This is a genomic window from Bacteroides ihuae (genome assembly GCF_900104585.1).
GTDB classification, from domain to species: domain Bacteria; phylum Bacteroidota; class Bacteroidia; order Bacteroidales; family Bacteroidaceae; genus Bacteroides; species Bacteroides ihuae.
Genome location: NZ_FNVX01000006.1, coordinates 779,182 through 799,085 on the forward strand (window position 1 = coordinate 779,182; position 19,904 = coordinate 799,085).

A 19,904-nucleotide genomic window follows, 5' to 3' on the forward strand; every position below is an offset into this window, starting at 1 on the left:
AAAGACATGAACCTATTCAAACAATTCATACTTCTGTTTATCGTATTTGCTGCAACAGCTTGCAAAGGAGGAAGTAAAGCCGACGACAATACTAAGGCCGAACTATCTGACGAGGCATTGATGGACAGTGTGCAACGTAGTACATTCAATTATTTCTGGGATGGAGCCGAGCCCACCAGTGGGATGGCTCGTGAACGCTATCATGTAGACGGAGTGTATCCGGAAAATGACAAGAACATCGTAACCACAGGTGGAAGCGGTTTTGGCGTCATGGCCATATTGGCTGGTATTGACCGTGGATATGTAACTCGCCAAGAAGGATTGGAAAGGATGAATAAAATAGTCGGCTTTTTAGAGAAAGCCGACCGTTTTCATGGAGCTTTTCCGCATTGGTGGAATGGAGAAACGGGGAAGGTGAAACCTTTCGGACAAAAAGATGATGGTGGTGACTTAGTTGAAACAGCCTTTTTAATACAAGGCTTATTGGCTGTACGCCAATATTATCTCAACGGAAGCGAAGAAGAGAAAGCCCTAGCGGCACGAATAGACAACATTTGGCAGGCAGTGGAATGGGATTGGTATCGCAATGGAAAGAATGTCCTCTACTGGCACTGGAGCCCCGATTATGCATGGGAGATGAATTTCCCCGTACGAGGATACAATGAATGTCTTATCATGTATGTGCTTGCCGCTTCATCGCCCACACACGGAGTACCGGCCGAAGTCTACCATGAAGGTTGGGCTGAAAGTGGAGCCATTGTATCACCGCATGAGGTAGAAGGTATCCCGCTACAATTGCACTATCAAGGTACTGGCACAAGCCCGTTATTTTGGGCACATTATTCTTTCTTAGGATTAAATCCGACTAATCTGAAAGATAAATATGCTTCCTATTTTGATGAGATGAAGAATCTTACGCTCGTAAACCGAGCCTATTGTATCCGTAATCCCAAAGATTACAAAGGATATGGTGATGATTGCTGGGGATTAACAGCAAGCTATTCGGTAGATGGATATGCCGCACATGCACCGAATGAGACAAGTGACCTAGGAGTGATCTCTCCTACTGCTGCTCTTTCCTCTATCGTTTATACACCGGAGTACTCATTAAAGGTTATGCGTCATCTTTATGGTATGGGCGATAAGGTTTATGGAAAGTATGGCTTCTATGATGCTTTCAGCGAAACAGCTAATTGGTACCCAAAACGTTATCTGGCCATAGATCAGGGACCGATAGCCGTAATGATCGAAAATTATCGTTCAGGCCTGCTGTGGAAGCTCTTTATGAGCCATCCAGACGTACAACAAGGACTCAAGAAACTAGGCTTCAATGAGTAAAAACGAACACACTAAATATTACTCAATATTAAAAATGAAAAGAAAAACGATCATACTACTATTATTATTCTGCACCCCTTACTTTACACAACAAACATTTGCTCAACACGCACAAGATTCAGTTTTCTTAAAAGAATATCTTCCCCTGACACATGTTGATGCATTAAGGTGGATCACTCGTTATCAGAAAGAGCTTGATGAACATCAAGAAGCCAATAAGAAGCTACAAGACACATCATGCGATGTCCTCTTTCTAGGAAGTTCTTCGATTAATAGGTGGGATAACATTTATAATGACATGGCTCCGCTTAAGATCATCCGCCGTTCGTATGGAGGTGCAGCAATTCGCGACATGCTTTACTATTATGACATTATTGCTCGTGGATTCCATCCTCGCGTCATTGTTCTCTATGTGGAAAATGATTTGAATGGCTCATTAGAAGACCTTAGTATAGGAGATACATACGATTTTATTCGCGTATTTATAGCTCGCTTGCAAAGAGATTATCCATCAGTTCCCATTTACATGCTTTCATTCAAGCCCTCCTATGCAAGGATACAGATGTTAGCTAAACAAAAAGTCATTAATCTATTGCTCCAAGAATATGCGTCACAAACTTCAGGAGTGAACTATATAGATGTTTCCTCATGTATGTATGATGAAAAGGGAGTTCTACGTAAGAACATCTTCAAAGAAGATAGTCTTCACATGAATCAAAAGGGATATGACTTATGGACGGCTATTTTAAAGCCGAGGCTTATCAAAAGCATCCAGGAATCAGCCTTATAGCCTTTGCAAAAAGCGGCAAGGCGTACTAAGCATTTTAGTAAAAATGAGTGAAATGAGCTCATTCTTGTCAAGAGCAAGTTTACAAATTATTAACGGTAGAAGGTATAGTTGAGAAGGGAAAAGAAGTTTTCAGGATAACATTAAGAGAAAACTTTTTTTCATAAGGAGATATTTCGATAACATATAGGCATCTTAGTCAAGTGCAACCGTCTTTCGGGCAAAGTGCAACCGTCTTTTGAGCAAAGTGAACGGTTCAGTTGGGGCAAAAGTGACGTTCAGTTGACTAAAATAGCCCAGTACATACATAAAAAGAGGGAAGCAATAACTTCCCTCTTTTTATGCACTATAAATTGAATATACTTTATGATTACACTTACAAAAATACAACTTTCAACAACGAAAGTCAAGCTTTCAGGCAAAAAAGAAAAAGCCTTTTAACTTATTTTGTAGTGCCTCCTTCTCCGCCGCCTTCTCCACCTTTCACATCATCGTTATTGATGCTTCGAGCCGCCTTCTTCACGCTTGCCTTCAACTCACCAATGCGATAGCTCACACTGACTCCAAGACGCTGCCGTGAATATCTGGATTCACTCTTCTGCAGAAATGATTCACTCTCTATACGAGAAGTGTTGGAGACGTATTTCTTCAAGAAATTATTAGCAAAAGCGCTTACAGTAAGCCGTTTATCAAGAAAAGACTTATTGACGCTCAGTCCATAATCATAAAAGCCGCTACCGCTCCCTTGCAACGTCGTATAAGGAGTTGCACCCATCAAATTGAGACTGACACGTATGTCTAGAGGAAAGGTCTGCTGAACACCACCATAAGCATAGCCGTCCCAACCATAATTCTTTAATCCCTGAGCCGGACTGCGGTAGTCACTATATCCTCCGCTGGCATTCATATAAATCCGGGTCATAGAAGAAGCATTCCAGTTAGCGTATAAGCTTATTCCTGAACTCTTGCTTTTCCCAATGTTTTTATACGTAGTGTTCAGAATGCCATTATTATCTAAGAAACTATAACTTTCAATGCTATTATTAGTAAAGGAGTGCCTCAGCGTCACATTCAAATTAAATTTGGCAGTGAAGCTACTATAACTCAGATTGAGCGCATGACTCTTCTCGCTCTCCAGTTCCGAATTACCATAACTAATACTTGTAGGATTACTTTTGTCTACATAAGGGTTCAGAAAATAGATACTGGGCCTCCATATACGCATATTATATCCGGCACGAATATTCTGCGTCTGACCGATCTTCAACCCTACACTAGCCGACGGTACTACATCATCAAAGTTCACCTTAAAGTCTTCTCCGGTACCCAGCAAATAATTCACATCTTGTAGCGTGTGTTCATATCTCACTCCCGCTTTTGCCGAAAAGTTTTTGTATTTGAGGGCATATCCTGCATAAGCTGCAAGAATATTATTGAGATGTTCATAGTTACTACTTCTGCTTTCGTTATAAGAATATTCATCACTACCGCTATCGGCCAAATAGAACTTATTGTCACTCGTGTTATTACGAATAATGTATTTCGCTCCGGATTCAATGGTGTGTAACTTGCCCACAGGTGTGGTATAATCTATTTGAAAAGTATGTTCCGTAGTATTCGTCTTACCATCCATACGTTGATCGTGTAGATTTAATAGTTGCAAGTATTCATCAGGAATATTATCTTTGGTATAGCGAGAACGGGAATCAGACGTTTGGGGTTGCGTGTTGATCTTATAAGAGAACGTAAGCATGCGATCTTTTACCTTAAACAAACGCTGATAATCGATGTTGCCACGAATAGAATACCACGAATTATCATACTTGCTATTCATGGTATAATCATAAATTGCATTGTTTGTAGCACCCGTTAATTCGGTCAGTCCGCCACCTGTTCCATCATTCCCACCACCATACATTCCAAATGAAAGAGTAATCAGCCGGAGCGTATCTATCTCATAACTAGCTTCAAGATTTCCATTTTGGAAAGAGCCGTCATTTGAATTCTTACTACTTGAGTTGAGCTTAGTTTCTGCTGAATAATTATCACGCTGCGTATTCGAATAGCTTGCGGGATAATCATTCATACTATAGCTATAATTACCTGTCACTGTGAGTTTGTTCTTCTTCACTGTACCATAAACACTTCCACCCGCACCTGTATTAGACACATTTCCACTCATTGTGACCGTATAACCTTCAAAGCCAGTACCTACGGTAACAATATTCAAAATCCCACCGACTCCTTCGGCATCATACTTTGCTCCGGGATTGGTTATTACTTCGATATATTTAATTGAATTTGCCGGCATACTCTTTAGCACCTCTTTCGGGTTGTTACTCATCATATTGTTAGGCTTCCCGTTCACATGCACCTTAAAACTGCTACTCCCGTTTACCTTTATATTATCCTCGCCATCCACCGTCACCAGAGGTACTTTCCGTAGCATTTCTAACACCGAGTTGGTCTTCGAATCAGGATCATCCTGAATATTATATTCTATCTTATCAATGTCAACTTTCACAAGTGGTTTTTGCGCAATCACTTCTATGCCCTTCAGCTCATTCGTTACTTCGGAAGTATATAGTGTTCCGAAATCAAAAATCTTCTCATCGGCTTTTAATGTGAATTCTTTAATAATAGCTTTCTTGCCTGTAGACGTAATTGTAATCTGGTAAATACCAACATCTGCTAGTTTCTCTTTAAATTTTCCGTTTATGTCTGTTATCGCCATTTTTACAGCCTTGTCAGGTGCCTCCTTTTTCACTATCTTGATAGTAGCATAGGGTTCCGCTTCTTGAGTAAGTGAATCAATGAGCACTCCTTTTATCGTATAAGACAATGGAGCAGGTGTTTGTGAATAAGCAATAGAAGATACAATAAGCATCAACAGTAGTAGTCGGTTTTTGTTTTTCATTTTATCTTAGCATTAGTTTGTCTATTCTTAAGCAACAGAAAACCTTATCCATTGCAAATCAACAACAAAAGTAAAATGATTACCTATATCTACGATGTAATCGTAGTTAAGAAAGATGAAATATATGCTAATTAATATTATTTACTAGTAAGAACCCAGCTAGTAGAAGATTAAAGCGGGAACTAAATGAAATAGAAGAACAAAAGCAGAACAACATTCATTGCAATCACAGCACCAAATCCGCCAAGAATGAATGAGAGTAACTCTTTTCTTCGCCCGGAAAAGAAAATAGCATAACACATGTTCACAACAATATTACTAATAATCGCTTGCATGCTACAGGCAGCTATTACCAGCACAGCCACCCCACCCGTGCCTTGAAACAAATTTAAGATAAAAGGAGTAATGTCACTAAGACCTGATACAAATGAAAGCAAATTCAAGCCGCCCGTTCCTGCATAGATCAACGTATAATGGGTTAAGAGCGTGAAGACGACAAATAATATGGCAAAGATAAGAGCAACCTTAAACTCCAATGGATTGCTACTCTCTTCTTCCTCATCCATCACCCCCGCCTTTTCGGAGCGTTTCTCTCTCGAATATATAAACCAAGCAACGATTGCAGCAGTAAATGACATCACAAGCAAATAAGGATACACGAGCGAAAAAATATCTTGGCTAAAAATAAAAATAAGGATCAAGAAACGCAGGAACATCATACTTACAGCAAGAAGCATAGCAGAAGCATATTCGGCCATCTCATGAACAGGAGCATGTTTACTCTTACGCGCCAACACAGAGATAGTAGCGGTACTACTATAAAGTCCCCCAATAATCCCTGAAACCAGAACTCCAGACTGACGGAAAACATATTGCTTCAGCAGATAAGATAAATAAGAAATACCTGAAACAACAACTGTAGCCAACCAGATAGAATAAGGAGTGAGACTCACACCCGGAATAATATTCTCATTTGGAAGCATAGGAAGGATAATGCCACTGATGGCAAGGAACTTAGCTAACGTGATCATTTCATCACTCTGCATCCGCTGAGCGATTTCGGTAAAGGTATGTTTCAATTCGGTGAGGAGTAGTACCGTTACCACTACCATAACATAAAACCAAGAAGGTTGGGTAGCTACAATCGGTGCAATGCAATAAGTAATAAGTGCAATAATGATAGTCGTGACTCCAAAGACATGAAACTGAGACTGCTTCACATAGTAGTTGAGCCCTAGTAGTCCACCCAATACCAAACCGCCTCCCATAAAGAGACGCATCTCCAAAGGATCAAGAATATAAAGTAGATAGCCCAATATACCAATGAAAGTAAATGTTCGATCAGTACCGAACAGTGTAGTTTCTCCTTCCCTCTTCAGGCTGATCTTTCTTTGAGAAAGGCCAATCAACAAAGAAAACAAAGTTACCAATATGAAGGTGACCAATTCTTTGGGAAGGTAATTATAGATATTCTCCATATTGAATTATTGTTCTTATATAGAAGATAACATTTGTTCGTTGTATAATGTTTGCCAAAGGCTACCCAGTCAACGCAGTTACCAGGATGTATAAGGGTTTTTCATTAGTTGAGAATTATAGTAGCGAACGTCACCAGTAACTTCCCGACCAATGAAAGTTGGTTTCTCAAACGCTTCATCTTCGGTAGTAAGTTCAACCTCTGCCACGACAAGTCCTTCATTCTCTCCATAAAATTCGTCTACTTCAAACACATGTCCAACGTATTCAATCAAGTATCTCGTCTTGTCAATGGTACCCGGTTCACAAAGCTTCATCAATTCCTTGGCTTCGACAATCGGAATTTCTTTCTCCCATTCATAACGGCTTGTGCCAGAAGCATTGGACGTTCCTTTAATAGTAAGATATCCTTTATCATCACGAATACGCACTCGAACAGTACGCCCACGGGTACTACTTATATACCCTTGAATAATGCGGCTTTGATCAAATGCCAGAGATTTGAACTCACCAATAACGAGAAACTTACGTTCTATTTCTTGTGCCATATCCTTCTAATAAAAAAGCGCGTTGCCTTCTACCCTATCACTAATTTAAAAGCTTAGCTGCAACCTAACACCAAGAATGCCATACGCATTGCCACCTTTACCTTGGGTCTCATCCACTTCACTACCGATATATGCTATTTCGCCATTTTCTTTATATCCCACAGCTGCAGATCCAAAGGCGTTCGCATATTTATCATGATCTACATAAGAATAGTTCAATTGAATTTTAAAATGGTGTGTTGCGTAATAGTTCAATCCAAATGTCCAACCATTCGCTGCTCCTCCCTTTACATCCGTACCATTTAAGTCAATCCGGTCAAAACGAGCAGCTAATTCCATATCTCCCCAGTTCTGACCTGCGGAAGGTTGAACGAAGGCTCCACGCGATGCATTGTATTTTTGGTGCCCACCAAACAAAAGGTATGCAGCCTGAACATAAAAGCCATTAAAACTCTCAGTAGCCAACCCCTCATTACGATAGGTTTTGTTCAAAATATATTCTCCTTGCATACGGAAGCCTCTATAAAACGCGGCAAGCTCCGTCCCAAGCAATAAATCGTGGTTAACCTTAGTGATTGGGGCTGTGTCCAGAAACTTAATCTTATTAATATAAGATAGAGAAGTCGTATTATACCTTACAGTGTTAGGCATCAAAGCCCCAACTGTCGTTTTGGGAGTCCGATAAGAAGCTGCTGCTCCTAAATGGAATCCTCCATCTTTAGAGCCCGATAGAGGCATCCACACAGCACGCCCTGTGTAAGAGATACCTTCGTCTTGCCCGGCTTTATTGTTAGCATCTGAATAGTCTTTCTCTTTTGTGCCATTAATCTTTTTAAAATGCACACCGGCACTTCCCAGGAAATGGTTTTTCTGCCAACTAGCTTGTAGCCCAATATGATATTCGGGTGCAAAAGTCGAAGTTACATTCGCTTCTTCCATAAACAAGAAATCTCCGGAAGAGGTTAAAGCATCCATAGAGAATGCCTCTTTTACATTTCCTCCTTTAAAGCTTAATTCTTTAGTCAAATCATACTTTATAAAACAATCTTTTATCGAAAAGCCTCCATCAGTAAAGTCTAATTCCATCATTCCCGATAGATTATCACCAAACACTGCCGTAGCTCCAAGACGAACTCGGCGAAAGCCTACTCCATTGCCCAACGGCTGATAATCTTCCCCAAAGAACATTGCCCCATCGGCTTGAATTCGCCCATTAAAAGACAGTTTAAATTTATCATCTACAGAGCTAATAATAAGTTTTTTAGCATTAGAATTGGAAACAGAAGACTGTGGGTCAATAGCATACACAGCAGTATGCGAAGCTAAAAAGCAAAGTGCAGAAAAAGCGAATAATTGTTTCTTCATTTATTTAAATACAAAAGATTTATATGTTGACAAGGTCCATAAGATTACTCTACAAGATAAACCTTATCAACATAAAACCCATCAACAAAAATTAATCAAGAAGAGAGAAGCCAATTAGCATGGCTAAAGCCAAAGCCACAAGTACCACAGATATAATCTTTAGCACACGATTAGCTTGTTGCTCCTCTTTCTTAGTGTGTGTTACTTTACGATTCTTGTTCATAGTAATATAAGTATTATGTTTAACGATACAAAGATTTCACCTGTTTTCTATTAGGTGAAATCAAAAGTACAAATAAAATAATAGCATACAAACAATATAACAAGAAAATAAAGTTCCCGACATATCTTAGCGATTGTCGGGAACTTTATTACATTAGTTTTCTTCTTCAGAGGAAAACTCCATAAGATATGCTTTAATGAAACCATCTATCTTTCCGTCCATTACTCCATTCACGTCTGAAGTCTGGAAGTTAGTACGATGGTCTTTTACGCGACGATCATCAAAAACATAACTTCGTATTTGCGATCCCCATTCTATTTTTTTCTTACCAGCCTCTATTTTACGCTGAGCAGCCAGCCGCTTTTGCAGTTCTCTATCATAGAGTTGAGAACGAAGCAAACGCATCGCATTCTCACGGTTATCCAACTGTGAACGAGTCTCTGTATTTTCAATGAGGATTTCTTCTTCCTCACCGGTATCAGGATCTTTGTACTTATAACGTATGCGGACACCCGTCTCTACCTTATTAACATTCTGTCCACCTGCACCACCTGAACGAAATAGATCCCAAGAAATATCTGCAGGATTAATTTGCACCTCGATGGTATCATCAGCCAATGGAGAAACAAACACAGATGCAAAAGAAGTCATTCGTTTGCCTTGTGCATTGAAAGGAGAAACACGCACCAAACGATGCACACCATTCTCTCCTTTAAGATAACCATAAGCATAATCACCTTCTATCTGGATGGTGCATGTTTTAATACCAGCTTCATCCCCATCTTGAATATTAGAGATCGTTATTTTATAAGAATTTTCTTCTGCCCAACGAAGATACATACGCATCAACATAGACGACCAATCTTGGCTTTCTGTTCCACCGGCTCCCGAATTGATCTTAAGCACGCAGCCCATCTGGTCGCCTTCTTCACGAAGCATATTCTTTAACTCCAAGTTCTCCAAAGCAGCCATAGATTTAGCGTAGCCTTCATCCACTTCTTCTTCAGTGACAAGTTCCTCTTTGTAAAAGTCGAAAGCCAGTTCAAGTTCATCGCTCATTGTTTTGACTTCATTGTATCCGTCAATCCACTTCTGCAATCCTTTTACTAGTTTCATTTGCGCCTCAGCCTTTTTCTGATCATCCCAGAAACCGGGTGCCTGAGTTCTTAATTGCTCTTCTTCAACCTGAATTTTCTTTCCGTCGACGTCAAAGGTACCTCCTCAACGCATCAGTGCGCTCTTTCACGTCTTTAAGTTGTTCAATAGTAATCATATAAATAGTTTGATTTTAATTTGTACGCAAAGATAGGTAAATTTTCTGATATGAAAGAAAAGGCTGCCTTTGCATTAAGACAGCCTTCCTCTATTATTCGTACATTTTATCAATCAGTTCTTTGTAGTTCTGAGCAACCATCGCTCGTTTCAGTTTAAGCGTATTGGTAAGCTCACCACGCTCCATGCTGAAAGCTTCGGGCAACAAGGTAAAACGCTTAATTTGTTCGTAATGAGCGAATTGTTGTTGCAATGTATCGATGCGTGCTTTAAACAGCCCCTGTATTTTAGGGTGTTGCAACAACTCATCCATAGTCTTATATTCAAGTCCTTTCTCTTTGGCATACTCTTCTACAAAGCTGTAAACCGGAACGATAAGGGCAGATACAAACTTACGTTGATCGGCAACAACTGCTATTTGATCAATGAAACGATCTACAACAAGTTTTGTTTCCAGCGCTTGTGGAGCAATGTATTTCCCATTTGACGTTTTAAACAAGTCTTTTATCCTTTCGGTCAGATAAAGTTGTCCATCTTTAAAATATCCGGCATCTCCCGTATGAAACCAACCTTCTTTATCAATAGCTGCCGCTGTAGCCTCACTTTTTTTATAATATCCTTTGGTAATCGTTTTACCACGAAGCAGAATTTCATTATTCTCACCTATCTTCACCTCTAATCCAGGCATTACTTCTCCTACCGAACCAATTTCATAGCCAGTCTTCCAAGTACACGATACAGTAGCTGTTGATTCCGTAAGACCATAGCCAGTTAGCATGTCAATGCCCACTGAATGCACAAATTCACAGATTTCATCAGAGATAGCAGCACCGGCTGTTGGAAAGAAGTTCCCATTCTCTATCCCAATAGTTTTCTTAAGCAACGAATAGATTGTCTTCTCATAAAATTTATACTTCAACTGAATCATCAAAGGAGGCGTTTTTCCTTTACGCAGATAGTCAACATTGTGTATTTTACCCACCTTTATGGCATCAAGCATTAATGATTTTTTCAGCCCGGTTGTTTCTGCAATCTTCTCTTGAACGCCTGCATATACCTTCTCCCAAAAACGAGGAACACTACACATGAGTGTAGGGCGAATTTCTTTAATCGTCGTCTGAATATCAGCCGGACGAAGATTGATACAGATCTGAACGCCTTTGCTAACACAAAGGTAGCTCCATGCTTTTTCAAAGACGTGAGTAAGTGGAAGAAAATTCATTGAGACATCCTCATCGGTCATTGTCTTCAGCCGAACATCATGCGTGTGAAAGATTTCCAAATAGCAAGAATGATGTAACATCACTCCCTTAGGTTCACCTGTTGTACCTGATGTATAAAGAATATTAGCCAAATCATTTTCACTAGCACGCGAAGTACGTTCTATCACAATGTCGGGATTTGTCAGGGTAATGCCCAATTTAATAAAATCATCAAAATAAAGAGAAGTAGTATCACGAGCATCCTTTATCACAGAACGATCGAAAATGATGATTTTCTGAAGAGAAGGACAAAATCCGAAAATGCTAAACGCCGCATCATATTGCAACTGTTCGCCCACAAAAAGGAAGCGGATTTGAGCATCATCAATGATGTATTGAGCTTGAGCAGGAGAACTTGTTGCATAAAGTGGAACAGTTACGGCTCTATTAGCAAATGCAGAAAAGTCTACATAAAGACATTCTGGTTTGTTTTGAGAGAAAATACCGATATTCTCCTCCTCCTCTACACCAAGAGCAGCCAACGCATCAGCTCCTTTCGTTACTGTGTCAGAAAACTGAATCCATGTAACCGGAATCCATTGAGCCTTTTCGTAGTCACGATATTTTAAGGCTACTTTTTCGCCATATTTTTCGGCCTGGCGATGAACTAAGACAGATAAATGATGATAAGTCATATCTTTTATTGTTAGTATTTGCCTGCAAAGGTACCGTTTAATTTGAAATTATCAGTAGCCTCAAGAGATTTATTTAAAGATGGAGAATCAAGCTATTAGCCATTTATAGAACAGAGAATAGTTGCCATAGCAACTTAATTAATTACCTAATATTAGATTTCAATACACACAAGCAACATAACATTTTGCTTATATTTGCAAAACTAATATATTTCATAATATGATAAATAACAACTCAGAAATATTGGCAGAAGCCATCGGACTATTAAAATCCTTGATAAGTATTCCTTCAATAAGTCGTGAAGAAGCAGTTGCAGCGGACTTTTTACAGAATTATATCGAAGCCGTAGGCATGGAAACCGGTCGCAAAGGAAATAATGTATGGTGCCTGAGCCCGATGTTTAGCATTGGGAAACCGACGATACTACTTAACTCACACATCGATACGGTGAAGCCTGTTAATGGTTGGCGTAAAGATCCCTTCACTCCTCGTGAAGAAAACGGTAAGCTATACGGATTAGGAAGCAATGACGCGGGTGCCAGTTTGGTCACATTGCTACAGATATTCTTGGTTTTATGTCGCAAAGAGCAAAATTATAATCTGGTTTATCTGGCTTCCTGCGAAGAAGAAATCTCAGGGAAGAGCGGTATAGAAAGTGTATTGTCAGGATTACCTCCTATTGCTTTTGCCATAGTGGGTGAGCCAACAGAAATGCATCCGGCCATAGCTGAGAAAGGCTTAATGGTATTAGATGTTGTTGCCGTCGGCCGGGCTGGGCACGCCGCCCGCGATGAAGGAGACAATGCTATTTACAAAGTTCTGAAAGACATTGAGTGGTTCCGTGACTACCGATTTGAGAAAGAATCTCCATTACTCGGTCCAGTAAAGATGAGTGTAACTCAAATCAATGCAGGGACTCAACACAATGTCGTACCCGACCGATGCACCTTCGTTGTAGATGTTCGCAGCAACGAACTCTATTCCAACGAAGAGCTTTTTAATGAAATTCAGCGACATATATTGAGCGAAGCTAAAGCCCGCTCTTTCCGCCTCAACTCATCGAGCATCGCAATAGATCACTCTTTCGTGAAGAAAGCCGTTAAACTAGGCAAGGTACCCTATGGCTCCCCAACTCTTTCCGATCAGTCGTTAATGTCTTTCCCATCTGTAAAAATGGGCCCCGGACGTTCGTCACGTTCTCACACTGCAGATGAATATATCATGATAAAGGAACTGGAAGAGGCAATAGAACTTTATACCGCTTTACTTGATGGTTTCATACTATAATGGCACAAATCTATTCTGCCTAGAAGTGATTTTTCACCTTGAATTTATTCATAAGCTTACTATATTATAGTAATGCCTGCATGGGAGAACATTTGTTAGTATGCAAAAAGCCTCTCTGTAAAAATTTACAGAGAGGCTTTTCGTTTCTAGCTTTATGATTCCACTAGCGATTAATCCAAGGTTCAGGATTCAGTTTCTCTTTCTCGCGCCGTAGCTGAAAATGAAGTACTGTACGACCATTGTCACTTAAATCTGAGAAGACCTGTCCAATACTCTGTTTTGTGCTCACCGTTTCACCTTGTTTTACAGAGGCAGAAGAGAGGTTGCAATACACAGAAATATAGTCACCATGGCGAATCAAAATATTAAATAAGCCATTCAGTTGAAATACAGCCGCCACTTTGCCTTCAAAGATAGCTCGTGCCTGAGCACCGGGACGCCCTTGTATATCAATACCTTTATTGTCTAACTTCACATTTCGCAATCCCTCTACAGCGTACTCGCCATAATGACTAACTATAATATACGAACCCGAAATAGGGACTGGCAATCGACCTCTATTATTTGCGAAATTACCGGAGAGCTCACGGTCGGCTTTGCTCATAGAATAGCTTTCCAGCGGTTTAGCCTTTTTCCTCGTACGAGCTATTGTCGAAGTAGGCTTTTTTTCGGATTTACTGTCAGATTTGGATTCAGATTTTCGACGAGCCTCCTCCTTACGACGGGCTTCTTCCTCACGTCTCGCTTCCTCTTCAGCACGCTTGCGAGCCTTCTCTATCTCTTCCGCAATCAATCGATCAATACGAGCATTTAAATTATTAGCTTCACGACGTTTACGTTGAATCTCACTCTGCAATCCTTTTTGTTTCTTCTGCAAATTGGCTACAATCGTACGTTTTTGCTTCTCCTGCGACTCTAATTTCGCTCTTTCTTGCTCACGCTCTTTCAGCAAATTTTCTTTAGCCCTCTTCACTTGGCTCAGTTCTGTCTTTTTACGACTGACTTGCTGCTGCTTTCTAAGAATCTCCTCCCCTTGCAGCCTTTGATAAGTAGCATATTCGTTAACGTACCTCAAGCGACGATACATTTTGCTTAAATCATCAGCGGAAAAGATAAACATTAACTTCTCTTCTATCGACTTATTTTTATAAAGGTATTGAACGGATGATTCGTATTTTTTCTTTTTATCTGTTAAATCCTTTTGCAAACCGCGAAGCTGACGTCCCAAAGAAGATAATTCCTCTCCAATAGCCTCTACATCTTTATTAATAGAAGAGATATAGCGTTTCCGTTCATCTATTTGTCCACTAAGCGCAGCCAAACCATTCAGTTGGCTACCCACATCCTTCTTCGTATTTTTAAGCAATGATTCTGTATCTGCAATTTGTTTTTGCAAACTACCCCGCTTACTCTCCAATTCTTTTATCAGCTTATTAGACTGCGCAAACAAGATAGTTACCGAGCAAAAAAACAATATTAGCAGAACAAAGAAACGTTTCATAAAGTTAGTAACAGTTTTATCAGATCATTTAATTCTACTTGGGTGTATTTAGCCGATACTTCGGTAGGCGCAAGTTCTATCTCAGAAGCAGAAAAATCATACAACTGCAAACGAGCCTCATTCAAAGAAGAAATCCCTAACTCTTTACCGGTGAAGGTTGATTTACCTGCAGGTAGAGCAGCGTCAAATAATAATTTCTCTAGCTTGGCAAAGCTACTCCCCTTAGGAAGCAAAGGAGTCAATTCACTCTTTTCTGCACGAACAAAGCGCTTATTCATGCGATCAAGAAGCAAAACTTCATCAGGCGTGATTTCAATTCTAGCTACTTCCGTCCTTATAATAGGCAACTGCACCGATAATTGAATTCGCTCATCACTCTTCATTTTCATATACCCGCCCATCGTCACCTTATCTCCTTTGTAAGGAACGGTAAGCTGAATTTTTGAAGATAAGTAACGAGGCATATCTGGTTCTGCAGGTGCAACAATTGTGCGAGTACTTTTACAACCCGTCAATAATGCCATACAAAGAAACAGAAAAGGCAATACTTTTGTTATTCTTTTCATTCAGCTATGTATTTTTTCTTTTCTATTTTTTGTTTTAATGTCTCCGATTTGTTCCCCATATCAAGGGCCTTATGCCAATATTCCATGGCTCCTTTCACATCTCCCGTCATAAAATAGATGTCACCACAATGCTCTACCACTACATCACTCTTATCCCCGCCATTTTTCATAGCATCATCCATATAAATACGAGCCTCCGCATAATTACCTTTCTCGAAAAGTATCCAAGCATACGTATCTAAATAGGTTGCATTATTGGGTTCTGCTTTCACGGTTTTATAACTCATTTCTTCAGCTTTATCCAAATCACGGTGTTCTACTGACAGATAATAGGCATAATTATTGAGTGCACCTATATTTGATGGATTATAAACCAATGCAGAGTCATAAGCCGCATAAGCTTCGGTGATCTGTTTTTTAGTATGGTAAATGTCTCCCATCATGCTATAAAAGTCAGAAACCACTTCCTTCTTGCTATCAGCCGTAACATGCGTCAATGCTTTTTTATAAACATTCAGAGCATCATCCCATCGGTCAGCCTGATAATAAGCTATGCCGAGATAGAAATAAAGTTCCAATGACTCGGGAGTAGCTTCAATACCCGGTTCACAGAGCTTAATAACTTGTTCATAATCGTTGGCACGAACAGCCGACCCTAGAAGCATCATTCGAGCGGCCGTATTTGTAGGATCTATCTGAATCACTTGCCAAAGTACCGGAATAGACTTCTTTTCCATCCCTTTTGATAATAGGTATTGCGAATAAAGCATCGGTATCTGAGAATCTTCAGTATCTTGCAGCATCATGCGCTCAAAGATTGCCATTACTTCCGTGCTATCTTTTCCATCTTGCTCAGATTGCACAATGAATTCTCGCATAACGTTCACTTTTGTTTCAGCCGGAACTTTGCGATTCATTAATAACGTGTCAAGCTGTTGTTCATATAGCATCTTTTGTCCGGTTTGCTCATAATAGGAAGCCAATGAGAAAAGTGCCATAGCATTGTCGGGTTCCACAGCCAATACTTTTTGATATGTGTCGTAAGCTTCTTTTTTCTTACCATTCTGCAAATAAACATCACCTAATAAAGTAAGATATCGCATATCCATCGGATATTCCTTTGCCAAGCTTTCTATCTCCTGAAAGGCTTTCTTATCATCTTCCGTCTGGAGGTAAATGCGGAACTTCTCCATACTAAGCTGTTCATTTTTCCCCAGAATATCCTCTAGGCGATCCAGTGTAAAAATCACTTTGCCATAGTCTTTCTGCTGATTATAGAGATCGACCAAGCTAAACAGGGATTCTCTACGAGTAGGAAAACGAGAGACCATTGATTCGAGAAACGAGATAGCTTTTTCTTTTTGTTCTTGTTGCTGATACAAGCTGACCAGTGCCTGACTATACCAATAGTTATCCGGCTCATTCGCCACAGCTTTTTCAAGAGCATCTTGTCCTTGCGTTACTTGCTTAAGGAACAGATAAAATTGAGATATCTCATAAAGTGCTGAAGATGCATTGGGGTTCAGGTCGAGGCAATGCCTAAATAAATCGAATGCTGAATCATATTCTCCTTTTGATTTGAAACGGGTTGCCTCCAGAAAGAAATAATCGTACTTTCGTTGTTGATCAAACGCCAGTGTATCAGAAACTGCACTCATCAATTCACCACGCTTCTGTATCTTACTTGAAGAAGAACAAGAACTAAACAGAACTACTGATACAAACAAACTAACCAATAATGCTTTGCAAAATCGTAGTATCTTTTGATCACAATGCAGATTTCTTATCCTAAATTTATTATTAATCATTCTTTTACAATATAATAATTAAGTAACCTCAATGCACAACAATGGGTCAGTCTTTGCCTGTATGACCAAAGCCTCCGACACCACGTACAGTTTCACTTAAGATGTTTACCTCTTGCCATTCTGCCTGCTCATGTCGGGCTATTACCATCTGAGCAATACGTTCGCCATCTTCAACAACAAATGGTTCGGCCGACAGATTGACGAGGATGATACAAATTTCACCACGATAATCAGCGTCAATTGTTCCGGGCGAATTAAGGACAGTAACGCCTTTCTTAATGGCCAAACCGCTGCGAGGTCGCACTTGTGCTTCGTAACCCTGTGGAAGGGCAATATACAAACCGGTAGGAACCAAGCATCTTTGCAAAGGGGCCAACATAATAGATTCGGATATATTCGCGCGTATATCCATTCCGGCTGACAGCTCAGTAGCATATGCGGGGAGAGGATGCTTTGATTTATTAATGACTTGTATATTCATAACTCAACCTTGTTTACTTTTTAATTTGCGAAAATAGGCATTTTGGACCTATTTTTCATACATTTGCAGTTAATAACGGTTAATGATTAATTTATAACGACAATATGGATTGGAGACAATTGATTTCAGCAAAACGCTTTGGCATGGAAGAATTTCACGAAGCCAGACAAGAAAATCGCTCTGAATTTCAGCGAGACTATGACCGACTAGTATTCTCTGCTCCTTTTCGTCGCTTACAAAACAAAACACAAGTTTTCCCATTGCCGGGAAGTATATTTGTGCACAACCGATTGACTCACAGTCTCGAAGTGTCATGCGTTGGACGCTCGCTCGGAAATGATAGCGCCAAAGCAATTCTCCGAAAAAAACCTGAATTAGAAGACTCATTTCTTCCAGAAATTGGATCGATTGTTTCCGCTGCTTGCTTGGCGCATGATTTAGGGAATCCTCCCTTTGGTCACTCAGGTGAAAAAGCTATTTCAACTTATTTTTCCGAAGGTAAAGGGGTAGCATTAAGAGATAAATTTTCCACCGCTGAATGGGAAGACTTGATCCATTTTGAAGGTAATGCAAATGCTTTCCGCCTACTAACCCATCAATTTGAAGGAAGGCGCAAAGGGGGATTTGCAATGACCTATTCAACGCTAGCTTCTATAGTGAAATATCCCTATTCATCGAGCTTAGCAGGAGATAAATCTAAATTTGGCTTCTTTGTCTCTGAAGAAGAAGCTTTTCAACGCATTGCCTCTGAACTGGGAATTATTCGGCTAAAGGAGCAGCCACTTAAATATGTCCGCTATCCGCTTGTCTACCTCGTAGAAGCGGCGGATGACATCTGTTATCAAATGATGGACATTGAAGATGCACATAAACTAAAAATACTCACCACTAACGAAACGATAGACTTACTCATGGGCTATTTTAATAAAGACAAGCAAGCACATATCAGTAAGACCTTTGCGATAGTTAGCGATAAAAACGAGCAAATTGCTTATTTACGCTCATCTGTGATCGGCTTACTTATTAAAGAATGTACCAGAATATTTGTAGAAAACGAAGAAGAGATCCTTAACGGAACATTCGAAGGCCCACTAATCAAGAATATCTCGGAAATACCTGCTCTAGCCTACAGAAAGTGCACAGCCGTTTCCGTCGATAAGATATATCGTTCACGTGATGTATTAGACATTGAGCTTGCTGGTTTTAAGGTAATCAACACCCTGCTCGAATTAATGATTGATGCTGTTATATCACCAGAGAAAGCTTACTCAAAGCTTCTTATCAATCGCGTATCGGACCAATATAATATAAAAGCGCCCGCACTCTTCGAAAGAGTACAGGCGGTATTGGATTTTGTTTCGGGCATGACGGATGTCTTTGCTCTCGATCTATATCGGAAAATAAACGGAAACAGCCTTCCTGCAGTATAATAGATTAATGAGGAGTGTAAAACACCTGATTTGCTCCGGAAGTCAATTCGCAACCCTGAGGGTTATCCTCAATGAATGATTGGATATGGCGCATCCGCTTATCTTCCAAAATCTCATCAACTGCAATTAATATTCCAGTTTCTTCCACATCTCCAAAACCGTAGTTTATTGCCGTACCAAACATTTTCATGGTAGGACTAAGTCCCATATAAGCATTAACCAAAGGAGGTATATTATAACCTAATTTCCGAACCTCCGTATTCAATATTTTATAATCGTCCTTAAAGGCATTTTTGCAGAACAAATTAGCTAATTCTTGCTCATTAGCCTCAATTTCAAGCGGTTTCATCGGAGTGATAAGACCTTCTTTATCTGCAAAATGCTTTTTCAAAAAGTAAAGAATCATATCACGCCCTTGACGATGAAAACTCGGATACATCGTTACTTTACCAAAAAAATACTTCACTTCAGGCATCACCACGGTAAGAGCTCCCAAGCCATCCCATAAATTATCTAAAGCATACAATCCTTTGCTGCCTGAGCGGGTAGACTGGTATTCGAGCGTAACAAATGAGCGTCCCAATTCAATAGTAGTAGGCAAATATTCTTTCAAGAACTTCTCAGAAAAATTGAACATGTGAGAGGTAGCCAAAATGGGGTGCCCTTTTTCGTCTAGGCATACGTCAGTACCACGAATATAGCGATAACCACCTAGAATTTCTTCTGCTTCAGGATTCCATACAATCAATTGCTTGTAAGCATTCTCCATGGTGTCATACTCATCAATATCCACTGAAAGACCACACCCTCCACCAGCTGCTCGAAAAGCAATCTCACGCAGACGTCCAATCTCTTTCATCGTATCCGGTGAATCTTGATGAGTAATAATATAAATTTGATTATTACTCTTATTAGTCAAGCGTAGCCGTTTGTCTTCCGTCAATTCAGCTTTAAGTAGTTCTTTGCTTACCGGTGCAATAATTTCTTCCATATCCTTCGTTAGTAGT

The 19,904-nt window shown here is 39.9% G+C and carries 16 protein-coding genes; 4 read left to right on the plus strand and 12 right to left on the minus strand.

Translation table 11 applies throughout. The features are described from left to right. Window positions 1-6: 6 nt before the first annotated feature. Complete coding sequence (locus tag BQ5338_RS13885; RefSeq protein WP_071147893.1) at window positions 7-1,338, plus strand: glucoamylase family protein; 1,332 nt, start codon at window positions 7-9, stop codon at window positions 1,336-1,338. A gap of 34 nt (window positions 1,339-1,372) precedes the next feature. Beyond that, window positions 1,373-2,128, plus strand: coding sequence for an SGNH/GDSL hydrolase family protein (locus BQ5338_RS13890; RefSeq protein WP_071147407.1), 756 nt, complete (start codon window positions 1,373-1,375; stop codon window positions 2,126-2,128). A gap of 439 nt (window positions 2,129-2,567) precedes the next feature. On the opposite strand, the gene BQ5338_RS13895 is transcribed toward BQ5338_RS13890, so the two are convergent. From BQ5338_RS13895 to BQ5338_RS13920, 7 genes are all read right to left on the minus strand, one after another. Next, the gene (locus tag BQ5338_RS13895; RefSeq protein ID WP_071147408.1) at window positions 2,568-5,042 is read right to left on the minus strand and encodes a TonB-dependent receptor; all 2,475 of its coding nucleotides are present in this window, start codon (window positions 5,040-5,042) and stop codon (window positions 2,568-2,570) included. 182 nt (window positions 5,043-5,224) lie between these two features. Continuing rightward, window positions 5,225-6,520 (minus strand): MgtC/SapB family protein, encoded by a 1,296-nt coding sequence (locus BQ5338_RS13900; RefSeq protein ID WP_071147409.1) that lies wholly within the window; start codon window positions 6,518-6,520, stop codon window positions 5,225-5,227. Between the two features lie 78 nt (window positions 6,521-6,598). Next, the gene (locus tag BQ5338_RS13905; protein ID WP_071147410.1) at window positions 6,599-7,066 is read right to left on the minus strand and encodes a CYTH domain-containing protein; all 468 of its coding nucleotides are present in this window, start codon (window positions 7,064-7,066) and stop codon (window positions 6,599-6,601) included. A gap of 45 nt (window positions 7,067-7,111) precedes the next feature. Beyond that, entirely contained in the window at window positions 7,112-8,431 is a 1,320-nt protein-coding gene (locus BQ5338_RS13910) for an OprO/OprP family phosphate-selective porin (protein WP_071147411.1), read from the minus strand. A 91-nt stretch (window positions 8,432-8,522) separates the two neighbouring features. Continuing rightward, window positions 8,523-8,654 carry a hypothetical protein gene (locus BQ5338_RS17135; protein WP_262483088.1) on the minus strand — a complete coding sequence of 44 codons (132 nt, stop codon included), beginning with the start codon at window positions 8,652-8,654 and terminating at the stop codon, window positions 8,523-8,525. 153 nt (window positions 8,655-8,807) lie between these two features. After that, window positions 8,808-9,927, minus strand: a protein-coding gene (gene prfB / locus BQ5338_RS13915) for a peptide chain release factor 2 (protein WP_139265258.1) whose coding sequence is annotated in 2 segments (ribosomal slippage) — window positions 8,808-9,863 and window positions 9,865-9,927 — 1,119 coding nt in all. Because the reading frame shifts where the segments join, the coding sequence is not laid out codon by codon here. A gap of 93 nt (window positions 9,928-10,020) precedes the next feature. Next, window positions 10,021-11,823, minus strand: a complete 1,803-nt coding sequence (locus BQ5338_RS13920; RefSeq protein WP_071147413.1) for an AMP-dependent synthetase/ligase — start codon at window positions 11,821-11,823, stop codon at window positions 10,021-10,023. Between the two features lie 220 nt (window positions 11,824-12,043). On the opposite strand from BQ5338_RS13920, the gene BQ5338_RS13925 reads away from it, so the two are divergent. Further along, window positions 12,044-13,111, plus strand: coding sequence for a M20 family metallo-hydrolase (locus tag BQ5338_RS13925; protein ID WP_071147414.1), 1,068 nt, complete (start codon window positions 12,044-12,046; stop codon window positions 13,109-13,111). A 163-nt stretch (window positions 13,112-13,274) separates the two neighbouring features. Here BQ5338_RS13925 and BQ5338_RS13930 read toward each other — a convergent pair whose 3' ends face one another. Genes BQ5338_RS13930 through dut form a run of 4 tightly spaced genes read right to left on the minus strand, consistent with a single transcriptional unit; the run spans window position 13,275 to window position 17,467 of the window. Next, complete coding sequence (locus BQ5338_RS13930; protein ID WP_071147415.1) at window positions 13,275-14,612, minus strand: murein hydrolase activator EnvC family protein; 1,338 nt, start codon at window positions 14,610-14,612, stop codon at window positions 13,275-13,277. After that, window positions 14,609-15,178 (minus strand): lipoprotein insertase outer membrane protein LolB1, encoded by a 570-nt coding sequence (locus BQ5338_RS13935; RefSeq protein ID WP_071147416.1) that lies wholly within the window; start codon window positions 15,176-15,178, stop codon window positions 14,609-14,611. Before BQ5338_RS13935 ends, BQ5338_RS13930 begins: the two co-directional genes overlap by 4 nt. Further along, complete coding sequence (locus tag BQ5338_RS13940; RefSeq protein ID WP_078063501.1) at window positions 15,175-16,986, minus strand: tetratricopeptide repeat protein; 1,812 nt, start codon at window positions 16,984-16,986, stop codon at window positions 15,175-15,177. The genes BQ5338_RS13935 and BQ5338_RS13940 overlap by 4 nt, the downstream gene beginning before the upstream one ends. A 46-nt stretch (window positions 16,987-17,032) precedes the next feature. Next, on the minus strand, window positions 17,033-17,467 hold the full coding sequence (dut, locus tag BQ5338_RS13945; RefSeq protein WP_071147418.1) for a dUTP diphosphatase: 435 nt from the start codon (window positions 17,465-17,467) through the stop codon (window positions 17,033-17,035). A 104-nt stretch (window positions 17,468-17,571) separates the two neighbouring features. Between dut and dgt the strand changes: the two genes are divergently transcribed. Further along, window positions 17,572-18,897 carry a dGTP triphosphohydrolase gene (gene dgt / locus BQ5338_RS13950; protein ID WP_071147419.1) on the plus strand — a complete coding sequence of 442 codons (1,326 nt, stop codon included), beginning with the start codon at window positions 17,572-17,574 and terminating at the stop codon, window positions 18,895-18,897. A gap of 4 nt (window positions 18,898-18,901) precedes the next feature. On the opposite strand, the gene BQ5338_RS13955 is transcribed toward dgt, so the two are convergent. After that, window positions 18,902-19,888 carry a glycine N(alpha)-acyltransferase GlsB gene (locus BQ5338_RS13955; RefSeq protein WP_071147420.1) on the minus strand — a complete coding sequence of 329 codons (987 nt, stop codon included), beginning with the start codon at window positions 19,886-19,888 and terminating at the stop codon, window positions 18,902-18,904. Window positions 19,889-19,904: the final 16 nt, after the last annotated feature.

Excerpts from the sequence above, each read along its gene's own strand:
- BQ5338_RS13910 (WP_071147411.1), bottom strand. The coding sequence starts at position 8,431 with ATGAAGAAACAATTATTCGCTTTTTCTGCACTTTGCTTTTTAGCTTCG.
- dgt (WP_071147419.1), top strand. The coding sequence starts at position 17,572 with ATGGATTGGAGACAATTGATTTCAGCAAAACGCTTTGGCATGGAAGAA.
- BQ5338_RS13920 (WP_071147413.1), bottom strand. The coding sequence starts at position 11,823 with ATGACTTATCATCATTTATCTGTCTTAGTTCATCGCCAGGCCGAAAAA.
- BQ5338_RS13955 (WP_071147420.1), bottom strand. The coding sequence starts at position 19,888 with ATGGAAGAAATTATTGCACCGGTAAGCAAAGAACTACTTAAAGCTGAA.
- BQ5338_RS13935 (WP_071147416.1), bottom strand. The coding sequence starts at position 15,178 with ATGAAAAGAATAACAAAAGTATTGCCTTTTCTGTTTCTTTGTATGGCA.
- BQ5338_RS13890 (WP_071147407.1), top strand. The coding sequence starts at position 1,373 with ATGAAAAGAAAAACGATCATACTACTATTATTATTCTGCACCCCTTAC.
- BQ5338_RS13895 (WP_071147408.1), bottom strand. The coding sequence starts at position 5,042 with ATGAAAAACAAAAACCGACTACTACTGTTGATGCTTATTGTATCTTCT.
- dut (WP_071147418.1), bottom strand. The coding sequence starts at position 17,467 with ATGAATATACAAGTCATTAATAAATCAAAGCATCCTCTCCCCGCATAT.
- BQ5338_RS17135 (WP_262483088.1), bottom strand. The coding sequence starts at position 8,654 with ATGAACAAGAATCGTAAAGTAACACACACTAAGAAAGAGGAGCAACAA.
- BQ5338_RS13930 (WP_071147415.1), bottom strand. The coding sequence starts at position 14,612 with ATGAAACGTTTCTTTGTTCTGCTAATATTGTTTTTTTGCTCGGTAACT.
- BQ5338_RS13885 (WP_071147893.1), top strand. The coding sequence starts at position 7 with ATGAACCTATTCAAACAATTCATACTTCTGTTTATCGTATTTGCTGCA.
- BQ5338_RS13905 (WP_071147410.1), bottom strand. The coding sequence starts at position 7,066 with ATGGCACAAGAAATAGAACGTAAGTTTCTCGTTATTGGTGAGTTCAAA.
- BQ5338_RS13900 (WP_071147409.1), bottom strand. The coding sequence starts at position 6,520 with ATGGAGAATATCTATAATTACCTTCCCAAAGAATTGGTCACCTTCATA.
- BQ5338_RS13940 (WP_078063501.1), bottom strand. The coding sequence starts at position 16,986 with ATGATTAATAATAAATTTAGGATAAGAAATCTGCATTGTGATCAAAAG.
- BQ5338_RS13925 (WP_071147414.1), top strand. The coding sequence starts at position 12,044 with ATGATAAATAACAACTCAGAAATATTGGCAGAAGCCATCGGACTATTA.